The 15,480-nt window shown below is 38.8% G+C and carries 12 protein-coding genes and 1 pseudogene; 10 read left to right on the top strand and 3 right to left on the bottom strand.

The window, feature by feature from the left end:
* Window positions 1-63: 63 nt before the first annotated feature.
* The 9 genes and pseudogenes from ACVRZH_RS04130 (at window position 64) to nusB (ending at window position 9,376) form a co-directional block, all read left to right on the top strand.
* Window positions 64-465: a VOC family protein gene (locus tag ACVRZH_RS04130; RefSeq protein WP_447454056.1), complete on the top strand. Its 402-nt coding sequence runs from the start codon at window positions 64-66 to the stop codon at window positions 463-465.
* Window positions 466-526: 61 nt separating this feature from the next.
* Window positions 527-1,828 (top strand): hypothetical protein, encoded by a 1,302-nt coding sequence (locus ACVRZH_RS04125; RefSeq protein WP_447454055.1) that lies wholly within the window; start codon window positions 527-529, stop codon window positions 1,826-1,828.
* Window positions 1,829-1,839: 11 nt separating this feature from the next.
* Complete coding sequence (locus ACVRZH_RS04120) at window positions 1,840-4,488, top strand: valine--tRNA ligase (protein WP_447454054.1); 2,649 nt, start codon at window positions 1,840-1,842, stop codon at window positions 4,486-4,488.
* Window positions 4,489-4,574: 86 nt separating this feature from the next.
* The gene (locus ACVRZH_RS04115) at window positions 4,575-5,645 is read left to right on the top strand and encodes a DNA cytosine methyltransferase (RefSeq protein WP_447454053.1); all 1,071 of its coding nucleotides are present in this window, start codon (window positions 4,575-4,577) and stop codon (window positions 5,643-5,645) included.
* Window positions 5,646-5,647: 2 nt separating this feature from the next.
* Complete coding sequence (locus tag ACVRZH_RS04110; RefSeq protein ID WP_447454052.1) at window positions 5,648-7,495, top strand: ATP-dependent nuclease; 1,848 nt, start codon at window positions 5,648-5,650, stop codon at window positions 7,493-7,495.
* A gap of 19 nt (window positions 7,496-7,514) precedes the next feature.
* Window positions 7,515-7,808 (top strand): annotated as a pseudogene (locus ACVRZH_RS04105) (hypothetical protein); the annotation flags it as partial.
* A gap of 119 nt (window positions 7,809-7,927) precedes the next feature.
* Window positions 7,928-8,488, top strand: coding sequence for an elongation factor P (efp, locus tag ACVRZH_RS04100; protein ID WP_447454051.1), 561 nt, complete (start codon window positions 7,928-7,930; stop codon window positions 8,486-8,488).
* Window positions 8,489-8,553: 65 nt separating this feature from the next.
* A complete protein-coding gene (locus ACVRZH_RS04095) occupies window positions 8,554-8,943 on the top strand; it encodes an Asp23/Gls24 family envelope stress response protein (RefSeq protein ID WP_447454050.1) in 390 nt (129 codons plus the stop codon).
* On the top strand, window positions 8,936-9,376 hold the full coding sequence (gene nusB, locus ACVRZH_RS04090; RefSeq protein ID WP_447454049.1) for a transcription antitermination factor NusB: 441 nt from the start codon (window positions 8,936-8,938) through the stop codon (window positions 9,374-9,376). Before ACVRZH_RS04095 ends, nusB begins: the two co-directional genes overlap by 8 nt.
* Window positions 9,377-9,557: 181 nt before the next feature.
* Here nusB and ACVRZH_RS04085 read toward each other — a convergent pair whose 3' ends face one another.
* The 3 genes from ACVRZH_RS04085 to ACVRZH_RS04075 all read right to left on the bottom strand — a co-directional run bounded on the left by ACVRZH_RS04085 (window position 9,558) and on the right by ACVRZH_RS04075 (window position 13,324).
* Window positions 9,558-10,646, bottom strand: coding sequence for an iron-containing alcohol dehydrogenase (locus ACVRZH_RS04085; protein WP_447454048.1), 1,089 nt, complete (start codon window positions 10,644-10,646; stop codon window positions 9,558-9,560).
* Window positions 10,647-10,920: 274 nt separating this feature from the next.
* Window positions 10,921-11,883 carry a LacI family DNA-binding transcriptional regulator gene (locus ACVRZH_RS04080; protein WP_447454047.1) on the bottom strand — a complete coding sequence of 321 codons (963 nt, stop codon included), beginning with the start codon at window positions 11,881-11,883 and terminating at the stop codon, window positions 10,921-10,923.
* Window position 11,884: 1 nt separating this feature from the next.
* Window positions 11,885-13,324: a sucrose-6-phosphate hydrolase gene (locus ACVRZH_RS04075; protein WP_447454046.1), complete on the bottom strand. Its 1,440-nt coding sequence runs from the start codon at window positions 13,322-13,324 to the stop codon at window positions 11,885-11,887.
* 200 nt (window positions 13,325-13,524) lie between these two features.
* Here ACVRZH_RS04075 and ACVRZH_RS04070 point away from each other — a divergent pair, with 200 nt between their 5' ends.
* Window positions 13,525-15,408, top strand: a complete 1,884-nt coding sequence (locus ACVRZH_RS04070; protein WP_447454045.1) for a sucrose-specific PTS transporter subunit IIBC — start codon at window positions 13,525-13,527, stop codon at window positions 15,406-15,408.
* Window positions 15,409-15,480 lie beyond the last annotated feature (72 nt).

Raw genomic sequence — 15,480 nt, 5'->3', positions numbered from 1 at the left:
GTAAGACTTGTTGCCGTGAAAAGTGTCAATCGTTCACGAGAATCTAACTTGAAAGGAGAAATGATGTTACATCACGTTGAAATTTATGTTTCCGATTTGGCAAAGAGCCGTGCGTTTTATGATTTTCTCCTGACAAAGTTAGGCTATGAGCTGTATCAAGAATGGGAGTTTGGCTTTTCTTATCAAAAAGCAAAGATATACTTGGTGTTTGTGCAAACGCCAAAAGCCTTTTTAGATGAAGAGTATCATCGTTGTCGGACAGGATTGAATCACCTCGCTTTTCATGCGGGGACACCAGATGACATTGACGCTTGGCGCAAAGAATTCCTGACTAGACGAGTCAAGCTCCTTTATGACGATAAGTACCCCTATGCCAGTGGCAGTTACCATGCCCTTTATCTTGAAGACCCAGACGGGATAAAGATAGAGTTGGTGGCAAACGCAATATCCAGCCCAGTGGACTGACTATTTCTAGCTTGAGATTAGTATAAACTATATGTCTTAAACAGTAATAAAGGAGAAAAAGATGAGACTGGATTTTTTTATTATCGTTATTTGTTTGTCTTTTTTTGGTTTGGGGATTTTCATATACAAGATGAAATTTCTTAAGAGAACTTCCTCAAATTCTTCTACACAAGTAATTGGTTCAGACGACGATTTATCAGTTGGGGAAAGCGAGAAATTCTTGTCTTTACTTCCTAAAGTTATAAGCATGTCTGAAAAAGATAACATACAAATAGAAACAATGCATGAAATCAGAGATAAACAAATCCTCGCAAAGATAAATGCTGTTTTATCACAAGGGATAAATCATGTTCAAAAGAAGAACAATCAAAAGCATATTCAGAATATAAATGATATATTAAGTAGTGCTGACTTATATAAAGTAATCATACCTCCGGAAGCAGAACTATATAAAGCTAGGGATATGATAGGAGCCGTCAGGGGAGGATATCACATAGATGGTCAATTAGCTGGTCAAGCTCATTTACTCAAAGTGAAGCCAAATGAGTTGTCAAATTTACAAAATATAGGACAAGCAGGAGAGATAGTGGCTAATGCTATGAATGTGGCATCTATGGTTGTAGGGCAGTATTATATGGCGGAAGTAGATGCCAAACTTGAAAAAATCCAAGTTGGAATTGATAAAATTGCAGATTTTCAACAAACCAATTTCAAAGCTAGAATATTGTCTTTAATTGCTAAAGTGGGTAAAATTTCTAAATTTAATACTGAAATTATTGAAAACGAGGAAATGAGAAAAAGAAGCTTAGATAGCTTAGCTCGTCATGAAGATGAGTCAATGGTGCTATTGCAAGAAGTAAATTTATCAATCAGAGATATTATAACCTCAAATGATAAAGTAGATTATCACAAATATAAGGAGATTGTTCTTGAAGTTGATAAACTTATTGGATTTCAAAGCTATCTGACCTCAACACAAGAAGAAATTGGGCGTCTATCTTATTTACTAAATAAGGGAAAAGTTACTTCGGAATTTTGTTACTCGGTTTTTGATTCCTATTTGAATCAGTCAAACGAAGTTAGAGGTGGACTTGCCACATGGCATGCAAAACAAACTAACAATCTTGGGATTCAAACTCATAAGACCAGAATCATTAAAAAAGGATTTGAAGCAGCGGTTTTCTATTTACCTGGAATTGTCAACAATGACTTGAAATATAAAAAAATGAATAAGACTATTGCTGAAAAGATAAAGGAACAGATGGGAGATCAGCTGCAACTAAACAATACTACAGATGATGTATTAAGTAAAGAGACGCAAATTATTATTCAAAATGGAAAATATTATTATTTAACAGAATAAGGAGAACTAAAATGACAGAACTATCATCAAAATACAATCCAGCCGAGGTTGAGGCTGGTCGTTACCAATCTTGGTTAGCCCAAGATGTTTTTAAGCCGTCAGGCGATAGCACAGCTAAGCCGTATTCAATCGTTATTCCACCGCCAAATGTGACGGGTAAGTTGCACTTGGGGCATGCTTGGGATACGACCTTGCAGGATATCATCATCCGTCAAAAACGTATGCAAGGCTTTGATACGCTTTGGTTGCCAGGGATGGACCATGCTGGTATCGCCACTCAAGCTAAGGTTGAGGAGCGTTTGCGTGAGCAAGGGATTACGCGTTATGATTTAGGTCGTGAGGCTTTCCTTGAAAAAGTCTGGGAGTGGAAAGATGAATATGCAGCGACCATTCGCGAGCAGTGGGGCAAACTAGGGCTGTCGTTGGACTACAAGCGTGACCGTTTCACGCTTGATGAAGGCTTGTCAAAAGCTGTTCGCAAGGTCTTTGTAGACCTTTACAAGAAAGGATGGATTTACCGTGGTGAATTTATCATCAACTGGGATCCTGCAGCACGTACTGCCCTTTCTGACATCGAAGTTATCCACAAGGATGTTGAGGGTGCCTTCTACCACATGAACTACATGCTTGAAGATGGCTCACGCACCCTTCAAGTCGCAACAACTCGTCCAGAAACCATGTTTGGCGATGTGGCTGTTGCCGTCAACCCAGAAGACCCACGCTACAAGGACTTGATTGGTCAAAACGTTATCTTGCCAATCGTCAATAAGCCTATTCCGATTGTTGCTGATGAACACGCTGACCCAGAATTTGGGACAGGTGTTGTGAAAATCACACCAGCCCATGACCCGAACGATTTCCTCGTTGGGCAACGTCACAACTTGCCACAAGTCAATGTCATGAACGATGACGGTACTATGAATGAGCTTGCAGGCGAATTTGCTGGTATGGATCGTTTTGAAGCTCGTAAAGCAACGGTTAAGAAATTAGAAGAACTTGGCGCTCTTGTCCAAATTGAAAACCGTTTGCATTCAGTAGGTCACTCAGAGCGTACAGGTGTTGTGGTTGAACCACGCTTGTCAACACAGTGGTTTGTTAAAATGGACCAGTTGGCTAAGAATGCCATTGCCAACCAAGACACCGATGACAAGGTTGATTTCTACCCGCCACGCTTCAACGACACCTTCCTCTCATGGATGGAAAATGTGCACGACTGGGTTATCTCACGTCAATTATGGTGGGGCCACCAAATCCCAGCTTGGTACAACGAAGCTGGTGACATGTACGTTGGTGAAGAAGCTCCAGAAGGCGATGGCTGGGTACAAGATGAAGACGTCCTAGACACTTGGTTCAGTTCTGCCTTATGGCCGTTCTCAACAATGGGTTGGCCAGATGTGGACAATCCAGACTTCCAACGTTATTTCCCAACGTCAACACTTGTTACAGGCTATGACATCATCTTCTTCTGGGTGTCTCGTATGATTTTCCAATCGCTTGAGTTCACAGGTCGTCGTCCATTCAAGAACGTCCTTATCCATGGTCTTATCCGTGATGAGCAAGGCCGTAAGATGTCTAAGTCACTTGGTAACGGTATTGACCCGATGGATGTTATCGAGAAATACGGTGCCGACAGCTTGCGTTGGTTCCTGTCAAATGGTTCTGCACCAGGACAGGACGTGCGTTTCTCTTATGAAAAAATGGATGCGTCATGGAACTTCATCAATAAGATTTGGAATATTTCACGTTATATATTGATGAATAATGATAGATTGACACTTGATGAGGCGCGTGCCAATGTGGCGAAGGTTGCTCAAGGTGAAGTCGGAAACGTGACTGACCGTTGGATTCTCCACAATCTCAACGAAACTATCGGTAAGGTGACAGACAACTTTGACAAGTTTGAGTTTGGTGTAGCAGGACACATCCTCTACAACTTCATCTGGGAAGAATTTGCCAACTGGTATGTGGAGTTGACTAAGGAAGTCCTTTACAGTGACAATGAGGCTGAAAAAGTCATCACACGTTCAGTGCTTCTCTATACACTTGACCAAATCCTGCGTCTCCTCCACCCAATCATGCCATTTGTGACGGAAGAAATCTTCGGGCAAATTTCAGAGGGTAGTATCGTGACTGCCGCTTACCCAGTGGTTAACCCAGACTTTGAAAATGCCCAAGCCCACAAGGGTGTTGAAAGCCTTAAAGACTTGATCCGTTCAGTGCGAAATAGCAGAGCAGAAGTGAACGTGGCGCCATCTAAGCCAATCAGTATCTTGATTAAGACGACTGACGAGAGCCTCGAAAGTTTCTTGAATGACAATGTCAACTACATCAAGCGCTTTACCAATCCAGAGCATTTGGAAATTGCCTCTACCCTTACTGCACCAGAACTTGCCATGAGTTCAGTTATCACAGGAGCAGAAATCTTCTTGCCACTGGCAGACCTGCTCAATGTCGAAGAAGAACTCGCTCGCCTGGATAAAGAATTAGCCAAATGGCAAAAAGAATTGGACATGGTAAGCAAAAAACTCAGCAACGAACGCTTTGTTGCCAATGCCAAACCAGAAGTCGTTCAAAAAGAACAAGACAAACAAGCCGACTACCAAGCTAAATACGATGCCACAGTAGCCCGTATTGAAGAGATGAAGAAGTTGGTGAAATAAGCCTTTACAAAGCCGTAAACCCAGTCAAAAACGACTGGGTTTTGTGGTATAATGGTGCTAAAGAAGTTATATAAAGGGTGTTGGAAATGAGTAAAATTGTAGCAATAGATTTATTTAGTGGAGCTGGAGGTACGACAAGTGGATTAAAACAAGCTGGAATATCGGTACAAGCAGCTGTTGAAATAGACTCGGTTGCCGCTAAAACCTATCAATACAACAATAAGGAAGTTTCTTTGTTTGTAGCAGATATTTCAAATATTTCAGGAGAAGAATTGTTATCCAAAGTTAAACTAGATGTTACGGATAGATTGTTATTGGTTGCATGTCCTCCGTGTCAAGGTTTTTCACCAATCGGTACTAATGATGAAAATGATGAACGGAATCAATTAATTTTTCAATATCTAAGACTAATTCAAGAAATTAAACCAGATTTTTTGTTAATGGAGAATGTATCTGGCATGACAAGAGCAAAAAATCAATCAATTTTTTCTAAATTTATAAAAGGAATCGATAAGGATTACTATTGTATTTATGATGTGCTTAACACTGCAGATTTTGGTGTGCCACAGTCACGTAAAAGACTAGTTTTACACGGGGTGAAGAAAAGTATTACGCCTAATAATTTTCAAATTGATTTACCTAAGAGAACACATTCTAAAAATGGTGATGGAGACTTGAAAAAATGGCTAAACGCTGATATTATCATGGATTTGCCACGAATTGAGGGTGGTGAGGAATATATCGGTAACGGAGTGTATAATCATGTAGCAAATAAACTATCAGAAGTCAATATTGAACGTATACGATATATTCGAAATAATGGTGGGAGTCGAAACTCCTTACCAGAAAATATGCAACTAAAATGCCATATAGGAAAAAGTGGACATGGAGATGTATATGGTATTCTGGATATTTCGAAACCCTCTATAACAATTACAGGAGGGTGTATGTCCTATTCTAAAGGACGGTTTGGACATCCAACTCAAGATCGAGCTTTGAGTGCTCGAGAGGCCGCTAGGTTGCAATCATTTGATGATGAGTATGTTTTTATTGGTAATAGAGGACAATTAGCTAAACAAATTGGAAATGCAGTTCCTGTTAAATTGGCAGAAGCAAGTGGCAGATACTTTCAAGCCATCTTTGAGGAGATTTTGTAAAAATGAGTACTACTAAGGAATTAATAGATGATTTAACGAAAATGTTTACTGCAAAACATAACTTTTATCCTTTCATAGAGCATATACGTTTTCCTAAATATAAAGCGTTAGAAGAAAATTCAAAAATAACGTTTTCTTATCCAGTGACATTGTTAGTTGGTCAAAATGGGAGTAATAAAACTTCAATACTTCAAGCATTGTACGGTGCGCCAAAAGGAAAGAGTATTGGTGATTATTGGTTTAGTACAAAAGTAGATGAAATAAAAGATGGAAAAGGCATAGATCGGCAATGTTTTATCTATGGCTACTATCTTCAGTCGGCAGCAAGAACAGTAGAAGTATTAAAAACTAGAATTAAAAAAGATAAAAATCCAGATTATTGGGAACCTGCTCGCCCACAAGAAAGTTATGGTATGGATGTATTAGCACAGGGAGAATATAAAAAACTTGGTAGTCCACACAAAACGAGATGGGAGGTTTTATCAAAGAATGTGGTATATTGTGACTGTAAAGAGTATGTATCGGCCTTCGATTTATTTTTTTACCACTATGATTTTGAGTCAACTTCGACTCAAAAAAGTAAACAGGATTTTATAAGGAAGAGATCAAATCCACTTGCAAAAGTTTTGAAACAAGATAGAACTACTTATTCTTACTATAATAGAGAAATGATTGCCAGTAATCTAAGTATTGATAATAAAGTTTGTGAAAAGGTAAGTGAGATTATGGGGGAGATTTATTCTGAAATAAAAATTTTAACTCATAATTTCTATACCAAATCGAGTGGAAATAAACCTTCTAAAACTATATGGATAAAGAAAAATGGGAAAGAATATTCAGAGGCATTTGCAGGTACAGGGGAGGCTAGGCTGATCTTGCTTGTAAATGATATTTTGAACGCTCCTGATAGAGCGCTTGTACTTATTGATGAACCCGAAATATCTCTGCACCCAAGCGCTATTTATCGTTTCAAAGATTTTATTTTAGAGCAAGCTAAAAAGAAGAGACATCAAATTGTTATAACGACACATTCAACTCAATTAGTCAAGGATTTTCCTAAAGAAGCAATAAAATTAGTATCTAAGACCGGTGATAAAATACGGATTGATGAAAATGTTGATTATCCAAATGCTTTCTTTGAACTTGGTGAAGAATATAAAGATAAGAAGCTGATTTATGTTGAAGATAGATTAGCAAAGGCATTAATAGAATATGTCATAGAACACGAAACAAATGAAAATTTAAAGAATAATGTGAAGGTTTTGCAGCTACCTGGTGGAGCGGAACAGATGGTTAAAAATCATATTGTACCATCTGCAGTAGAGGAGCAACAAAATAAATACTATTGGTTAGACGGTGATAAGAGATGTTCTTATGATGAAGGGGAGTTTAAATTTATCAAGAGTCATTTTTTAGAAAATGGAAAAGTTGTATCGAAAAATATTCCAGAGTCGGAGTATGAAAATTTGGGTGAAATTATTAACGAGCTATCTATTGCATCATATATAAAAATAGATGTCTCAGGAAATAAAGGAAATAAAAATAAAGATGAACTAGTGATAAAACAAAAGCAATTTATTGATTATTGGGGTCAATATGTAGATTTTCTTCCCTGTAAAACTCCTGAAGAGGCTTTAGCTAGACTAGATAGTTCCAAAAGTGGGGAAACTTATGATTTTACAAAGGATCCTAATGGTAAAGAATTTTTTAAAAAAAAGACAGAATCAGAGTTTAATATAAGTCCAGATTCCAATCTTATTTTTAGTGAGCAACGTAGAGCACTCGGAAAGTTGACTAAAGAAGATGGATTATATATTGAGATTAAGAGGATGCTAGAGGCTCTTTTTTGAGGGAATAGCCTAAGGTAACTTTGTTGTTAAAATTTTATCATCTGGTGATGTTATTGAAGCATACATCAATCAAGAAGGTGGTAAAGCTATTCAATCTGTTGATAAGCAAGATATTCTAGGAGACTGGATTTTACGCGGTGTATTTTAGTTAAAGGAGCTCGAGTCATTAACTGGTTAAAAGCTTACGGATTTAGGTATAAACGGCATCCATGTGTCAAACTTTAAGAGTGGAGAAATTGGTATTGAATTTATCTGGATTGATATTGAAAATCTTCCTAGTGATGCAATTATTTGGATTATCCAATCTCTCTAGGTAGTTCTCAACTTTCCTTCAAAATCCACTTGCCAATCCCAAAAAGAAAAACATTTGAGCAAAATGGGCTTTTGTGGTAAAATGAGATGATAATTATTTTATAAAGAGGTACTAATCTAATGATTGAAGCAAGTAAGCTTAGAGCAGGTATGACGTTTGTTGCCGCTGATGGCAAGTTGATTCGTGTCTTGGATGCAAGCCACCACAAGCCAGGTAAGGGTAATACCATCATGCGTATGAAGTTGCGTGATGTTCGTTCTGGATCAACATTTGACACAACATACCGTCCAGATGAAAAATTTGAGCAAGCGATTATCGAAACACGCCCAGCTCAATACCTTTACCAAATGGATAATACTGGGTTCTTCATGGACACAGAAAACTATGAGCAATATGAAATTCCAACTGCTAATATCGAAAACGAGTTGAAATACATGTTGGAAAACTCAGAAGTGAAAATCCAATTCTTTGGTACAGAGGTTATCGGTGTTACTGTTCCAACAACTGTTGAGTTAGTGGTTACTGAGACACAGCCATCGATCAAAGGTGCAACTGTTACAGGTTCTGGTAAACCAGCAACAATGGAAACAGGTCTTGTGGTTAACGTGCCAGACTTCATCGAAGCAGGTCAAAAATTGATTATCAACACTGCTGAAGGAACTTACGTTTCACGTGCCTAATCCTAGACCTTTTGGTGCTAGGAAATCGGGTGAGTATAGACTCGTCCTTATAGAAAGGAAATGCTATGTCAACTGAATCAATTGGTGAAATCGTTATTTCACCACGTGTTCTAGAGGTGATTACAGGTATTGCAGCGACTAAGGTTGACGGTGTTCATTCGCTTCACAACAAAAAAGTAGCTGACAGTTTGAGTAAGTCAACACTAGGTCGTGGTGTTTATCTGGAAACTGCTGAGGATAGTTCTGTGACGGTGGATTTGTATGTGCATCTGCAATATGGTGTCAAAGTTCCAGAAGTCTCAGTAGGTATTCAAAAAGCTGTCAAAGCAGCTATCTTTGATATGGCTGAGGTTGTTGTCTCTGCGGTCAATGTCCACGTCGTTGGTATTGTTCCAGAAAAGACACCAAAACCAGATTTGAAAGCCTTGTTTGATGAGGGTTTCTTGGATGACTAAAGCCTTTACAGACAGCAGACGAGACCTACGTGAACGTGCTTTTCAAGCTTTATTTGCGATGGAGTCAGGTGTGGAAATGCTTGATGCCAGTCAATTCGCTTACGACTATGACAAGGTTGAAAGTGACGATGTCCGTGATTTGCCAGTTTTCCTATTGCATTTGATTAAGGGCGTAACTGACCATAAAGAAGAGTTAGATGCCTTGATTGAAAGCCGTTTGAAAAAAGGCTGGACCTTATCACGTTTGACAGTGACAGATAAAACCTTGTTACGCTTGGGTCTTTACGAAATCAAGTTTTATGATGCAACGCCAGATAGGGTTGCATTGAATGAAATCATTGAAGTGGCAAAAACATTCTCAGACGAAACGTCAAGTAAGTTTGTGAATGGCTTGTTACGCCAGTTTATCAATGAGAACCAAACAGCAGACTGATAATAGCAGAACGCTGATATCAAAATAATAAGCAATCAAAAACTGGGTACATATTGTCCCAGTTTTTTCGTTTTTAAAGATATTCTATCAATGAAGTCTATCTTGTCCACTTTTATTGTAGCTCTTGGGACAATTCATTGCTGTGCCCCCAAAAAGATAGCTATCAGTTTTGATAGCTATCTTATGCCAGTTGACGTCCGATTTGATCGGCTTTAATGATGGCTTGAGCAAAGACGTCATCTTCAAACGGTGTATGGTGGTATTCAAGTGTGTTTTTCGCCGCGTTGACAATGGTTGGAATATCATCGACTGTCAGATTGATGTCAGATAGTTGGGTTGGAAATCCCATAGCCTTATTAAAGCTTGCGACCTTTTGTAGGTCACTATCATTCTCGAAATAAGCGTGGAGCACCATAACGCCGAAGGCGACAACCATGCCATGTAGGAAATGCCCTTCGCGTTTAACGCTGGTCGAACCGTTGTAAAATGCGTGCGCATGACAGGTGCTGTAGAAATGGGTAGGTTGATTTTCTAAATTTGATGCAAAACCTGTGGAGATGATAATGGCGAGAGCAACCTCATCTAGTTCAGGGCTAGGTCCTGCTTTGGAATTGTCAACAGCAGCTTGACCATAGCGATAGAGGCTATCTTCTGAGGATTGAGCGATTGCTCTGCCGAGTTTCGCTTCGTAACTGAGGATAGCTCCCTTTCTTTCAGCTTCGGAACTGGCATAAGTGACTTCTGGGCCTTTGGAAATACCATCAGCAATGCCTGCTAGGAGATAAGGGCTAGGTGCTTTGGCAATGATAGAGGTATTGATAAAAATATGCAAGGGTGCATCTGCCACACCACAATAATCAAAGGTATGGTCGTTGTGATAGAGTACAGCGACTGTAGTGCTAGCAGCGCAGGTAGAACAGATTGTCGGGAAAGTCATAAAAGGTTTTTGGCTGACTTTGGCAACCATTTTGACAGTATCAAGTGCCTTACCACCACCAAAACCAAAGATGAGATCAGCGTCCTGAACGTCTTGGAGTTGAGCTAAGCGGTTGATGTTATCAATGTTAGCTTCTTTACCGTAGATAATCTGACCTGTTATGTCATAATTGTGTTGTTTCAAGATATCGGCGACTTCATCAGCAGCGCTAGCTAAAGCCTTTTCACCACCGATAAAGACAATTTTCTGATAAGGGTTATTGGCCAAGACATGAGGGATATCATCGAAGCAGTGACTGCCATAACTATAATTAGGGAAAGAGTGTGTTGTCATAGGTATTCTCCTTTGTGACATGCTAGTCGTTTGTTGTCTGTTATTATATCCCAAAAAAAGTGAAAATAAAAGATATAGTTTCAAAATATGGGGAGATATGGCTTGTGTTTATAGCATCTTATTGATGTGTTATGACCATCATACCAGAAGGGATTTTGAACAACTGGTTATATATTGCCAACATTACTAAGGAGAATGTTGATGGCTTTGCTCCTTGGTCTACATTTACTAGTTTAGTTAATCAGCTCAATAGCTTTTTTTGTAGACCATCTACCTAGATGCTTCTTCCTGGAAGAAGACTTACAGGAAGAATATACTCTTTTTGGATATCCTTTCCACTAATGCTTTTTAAGAGGATATCGACAGTTAGTTTTGCGATTTCATCAATGGGTTGTTTGATTGTCGTTAATTGCGCATGGTAATTTTCGATGAAGGTTGTGCCATCATATCCAATGATTTTTAATGTCTTAGGAATATCCATCCCCATATCTGCGGCAATCCTCATCGTTAAGAGAGCTGTTAGGTCATCAGATATGAATAGACCGTCTGGCTTATCTTGTGAGAGTAGGTTCTTGATTTCCATTTCTTTACGAATAGCTGAAAAGTCGCTAGGAATATTGTACGATTTTGCGTTTGGTAAGACTGCTTTAAATCCTTTTAGACGTAAGCCGGTAGGTGAATTTGAGTTATCATTTCCGGTTAACATCATGATGTTCTGACAACCAGCTTTTAACAGGGTTCGAGCAGCAATTTGTCCCCCTTCAAAATTATCAGAAGACACAATCGGAATGTTTGGGGCAAGATTGCGGTCAAATGCAATGATTGGAGCAGAGACTTTTTGATAGTCGTCAATTCCTAAATTATGGCTACTCGAAATAATGCCGTCCACTTGATTAGCCTCAAGCATCTCTAAATATTCTCTTTCTTTGTCGGGGTCGTTTTGACTGTTACAAATAATCACCTTATACCCGTTTTTGAAGAGTTCTATTTCAAGATGTTCAATGAGTTCCGAATAGAAGATGTTAGAAATCTTGGGAAATATGAGACCGATTAATTTAGCTGATTTACCTTGCAAGCTACGGGCTAAGTTATTAGGTTTATAGCCTAGGGTTTTCATAGCTTCTTTAACTTTTGTAATGGTTTTTTCTGATAGATAACCTTTATTATTGATGACGCGTGAGACAGTTGTTGGACTAACACCAGCTAGTTCAGCAACATCTGTTAGTTTTGCGACCATTTTAGTACCTCAATTCGTAGTAATGACCAGTAATGATGTCTTTATCTACTATGATACCAGATTGCTTTTTGGTTGGGAAGTAGCGACTTGTTAGCACTTTCTCGCCTTTGTTGACAAAAATTTCTACGATAGATTTATCAACGAAGATGTTGAGTTTAGTTTCGTTAGCGCTTATGCTACAAGTACGTGTTTGACCGTGTTCCACATCGAAAGCATAGTCTGTTTGACTCCTATCTAACGTTATATAACCTTTTTGAGTATCAATGGTTATTTTGAAACCTTGGTTGGCATTATCTGCAAACAGTGTTAATTCTGTTAGTTGGTTTTTTGGAATCGTAAGTGATAATTCGTAAGTGTTAGTGGTACTTCTTTTTGTAGTTAAGCCTTCTTTTTTATGGCGTAGTTTTTTGATAGCGGAGACAGGGTATTGGTATAATTTACCGTCACTAAGACTTAGTTCTTTAACTAGACTTAGAGCTCCTTGGTAGCTAAACTGATCGGTGGGATAGTCAATGTCTGGTAAACCAATCCAACTGACTGCAAATACCTTTCCATCTGGCGCATTAAATGCTTGAGTGGCGTAGCAATCAAACCCCTCGTCTAGATTTTGAATAGGTGAAGCATGATGTAATTTTGCTTCTTCAGTGTCAAACGATTGACATATCTTGTAAGTATTGGGATAGATGTTCTGATAGTTTAATTCTGTCTTAGCCAATCCCTGTGGGCTATAGATAAGGATAGGGTGATTATCTATAAAGACGATATTGGGGCACTCAATCATATACTCGCTACTATTGCTATTAAAATCTAAATTACCAACAAAAGACCAATGTTCAATATTGTTATCAATAGCTTTGTAAAGTTTGATAAAACCCTTTTTATTATGATTTTGCGCCCCTATGATAGCATAAAATTGGTTATTGTATTCGAATAGTTGAGGATCTCTGAAGTGCTCTGTAACATCCTCTGGCTGTGGAATAAGAACGTTAGGAATTTTAGTCAGTTGTCCATCCTTATCAAGATAGGCACCGATTTGGAGAGGAGTACGCACCCAATTAGTATCACGCACATTTCCTGTGTAGAATAAAAAGAGCTTGTCGTCAATAGCATACGCACTACCTGAATAAGCTCCATGGCTATCATTGGCGGTATCTGGGTCTAAAGTGATGCCTGTTTCAGTGAAATGCACCAAATCCTCGCTTTCGGTGTGTACCCATGATTTTAAGCCGTGAGCAGGTCCGAAAGGCCAATTTTGGTAAAAGAGATGGTATTTACCGTTAAAGTAAGAAAAACCATTAGGGTCGTTAAGAAGTCCTGTTTTGGGCTCTATATGATAGTTGGTCAACCACGGGGATTTCTTTTTTTGTTCTTCTAAGATGTTTTTTTCTTCTGCTGTCCACTCATTATAGCGTTTGTAACGAACGTGTTGAGGAATAATCATTTTTGCTCCTTTGGAAAATAAATGTTAAATATCAATACAATCACAATTATATAGTAAACGTTTTCCGTTTAAAAATCAAGGTTTTTGACAAAAATAAAAATATTTCTGCAAAACGCTTGACATATTTTTGAATGGTGGTAAAATAAATCTTGTAAAACGAAAGTTAACGCTTTCAAAAAATAAAAAAGGAGATTTTGCAAATGGATAACAAACAGATTGCAAATGAGGTCATCGCAGCAATCGGTGGTCGTGAGAATGTTAAAAGTGTTGCACACTGTGCGACACGCCTGCGTGTCATGGTCGTTGACGAGAGTAAAATTGATAAAGACAAGGCAGAAAATATCGAAAAAGTTAAGGGAGCATTCTTCAACGCTGGTCAGTATCAATTGATTTTTGGAACAGGTACAGTTAATAAAATTTATGATGAAGCGGTCGCTTTAGGTTTACCAACTGCAACAACTAGTGAACAAAAGACACAAGCAGCGCAACAAGGCAACTGGTTCCAACGCAATATTCGTGTTTTTGGTGATGTATTTGTACCGATTATCCCAGCTATTGTAGCAACAGGACTTTTCATGGGCTTCCGTGGCTTGTTGACTCGGGAAGAAGTGATGACTTTTCTTGGTGTAACGGCTTACAATGCTGATTTTATCACATACACTCAGATATTGACGGATACCGCCTTTATTGTGTTACCTGCTCTTGTTGTTTGGTCAACGTTTAAAGTATTTGGTGGTAATCCAACGATTGGTATCGTTCTGGGAATGATGCTGATTTCGGGCTCTCTTCCTAATGCTTGGGCGGTAGCTTCAGGTGGTGATGTCACACCGATGATGTTCTTTGGCACTATTCCAGTTGTTGGTTTACAAGGTTCAGTTTTGCCAGCCTTTATCATTGGTATTGTTGGTGCTAAATTTGAAAAATTGGTCCGTAAGTCTGTACCAGAAGTGCTTGATTTGTTGGTAACACCATTTGTGACCTTACTTGTGATGTCAATACTCGGTTTATTTGTGATTGGACCAGTGTTCCATGTAGTTGAAAATTACATTCTTTTGGCAACAATGGCACTCCTCTCATTACCATTCGGTATTGCAGGTCTCCTTATTGGAGGAGTTCATCAAGTTATCGTGGTCACTGGTATCCACCATATCTTTAACTTATTAGAATCACAACTTGTTGCTAATACAGGGGCAAACCCATTCAATGCGATTATTACTGCAGCGATGACAGCACAAGGTGCGGCAACAGTAGCTGTTGGTGTAAAAACTAAAAATCCAAAACTAAAAGCTCTTGCTTTCCCAGCAGCTCTTGCAGCTTTTCTAGGGATTACAGAGCCAGCTATCTTTGGGGTTAACTTACGTTATCGTAAACCTTTCTTCCTATCATTGATTGCAGGTGCTATTGGTGGTTGGGTTGCCTCAATTCTTGGTTTGGCAGGGACAAGCTTTGGTATTACAATCATCCCAGGAACACTTCTTTATCTAAATGGTCAGTTATTATCATATCTGCTAATGGTTGCTGTATCGTTTGGAGTTGGTTTTACTTTAACTTATCTTTTTGGTTTTGAAGATGAGGTGCCTGCTGGAAAAAAGTCTGATACTTCAGTTGCCTCAGTAGCAACTGAAGAGACTAAAGAAGAGATTCTAGTTAGTCCGCTTCAAGGTGAAGTCGTTGCTTTAGAAACAGTTAGTGATCCAGTATTTGCAAGTTTGGCTATGGGACAAGGTGTGGCGATTAAACCAAGTTCTGGCAAACTCTATGCTCCCTGTGATGCTACGGTGACAGTTGCTTTTGAAACAGGTCATGCCTATGGTTTGAAAACAAGCAAAGGAGGGGAATTGCTGATTCATATTGGTATTGATACGGTGTCGTTAGGTGGTAGAGGCTTTACCTCTCACGTCACAGTCAATCAAATGGTTAAAGCCGGTGATTTACTAGCAAGTTTTGACTTAGACACGATTGCTTCATCTGGGCTTGATCATACAACGATGCTTGTTGTCACCAATACAGCAGATTACAGAGCAATCAAAACCTTAAAAGAAGGTGATATCTCTGTTGGTCAAGATTTACTAGCTTTAAGTTAAACTTTTCTTATTGAGCGAAAAAGGAACTGTTCAATCTTCCCAGTTCCTTTTCATTGTTTAAAGATTACTTTA

It is taken from the genome of Streptococcus fryi (genome assembly GCF_053206505.1).
The sequence above is the reverse complement of the archived record's forward strand: the minus strand, read 5'-3'. Positions and strand labels throughout refer to the sequence as shown.

Excerpts from the sequence above, each read along its gene's own strand:
- ACVRZH_RS04130 (WP_447454056.1), top strand. The coding sequence starts at position 64 with ATGTTACATCACGTTGAAATTTATGTTTCCGATTTGGCAAAGAGCCGT.
- ACVRZH_RS04125 (WP_447454055.1), top strand. The coding sequence starts at position 527 with ATGAGACTGGATTTTTTTATTATCGTTATTTGTTTGTCTTTTTTTGGT.
- ACVRZH_RS04120 (WP_447454054.1), top strand. The coding sequence starts at position 1,840 with ATGACAGAACTATCATCAAAATACAATCCAGCCGAGGTTGAGGCTGGT.
- ACVRZH_RS04115 (WP_447454053.1), top strand. The coding sequence starts at position 4,575 with ATGAGTAAAATTGTAGCAATAGATTTATTTAGTGGAGCTGGAGGTACG.
- ACVRZH_RS04110 (WP_447454052.1), top strand. The coding sequence starts at position 5,648 with ATGAGTACTACTAAGGAATTAATAGATGATTTAACGAAAATGTTTACT.
- efp (WP_447454051.1), top strand. The coding sequence starts at position 7,928 with ATGATTGAAGCAAGTAAGCTTAGAGCAGGTATGACGTTTGTTGCCGCT.
- ACVRZH_RS04095 (WP_447454050.1), top strand. The coding sequence starts at position 8,554 with ATGTCAACTGAATCAATTGGTGAAATCGTTATTTCACCACGTGTTCTA.
- nusB (WP_447454049.1), top strand. The coding sequence starts at position 8,936 with ATGACTAAAGCCTTTACAGACAGCAGACGAGACCTACGTGAACGTGCT.
- ACVRZH_RS04085 (WP_447454048.1), bottom strand. The coding sequence starts at position 10,646 with ATGACAACACACTCTTTCCCTAATTATAGTTATGGCAGTCACTGCTTC.
- ACVRZH_RS04080 (WP_447454047.1), bottom strand. The coding sequence starts at position 11,883 with ATGGTCGCAAAACTAACAGATGTTGCTGAACTAGCTGGTGTTAGTCCA.
- ACVRZH_RS04075 (WP_447454046.1), bottom strand. The coding sequence starts at position 13,324 with ATGATTATTCCTCAACACGTTCGTTACAAACGCTATAATGAGTGGACA.
- ACVRZH_RS04070 (WP_447454045.1), top strand. The coding sequence starts at position 13,525 with ATGGATAACAAACAGATTGCAAATGAGGTCATCGCAGCAATCGGTGGT.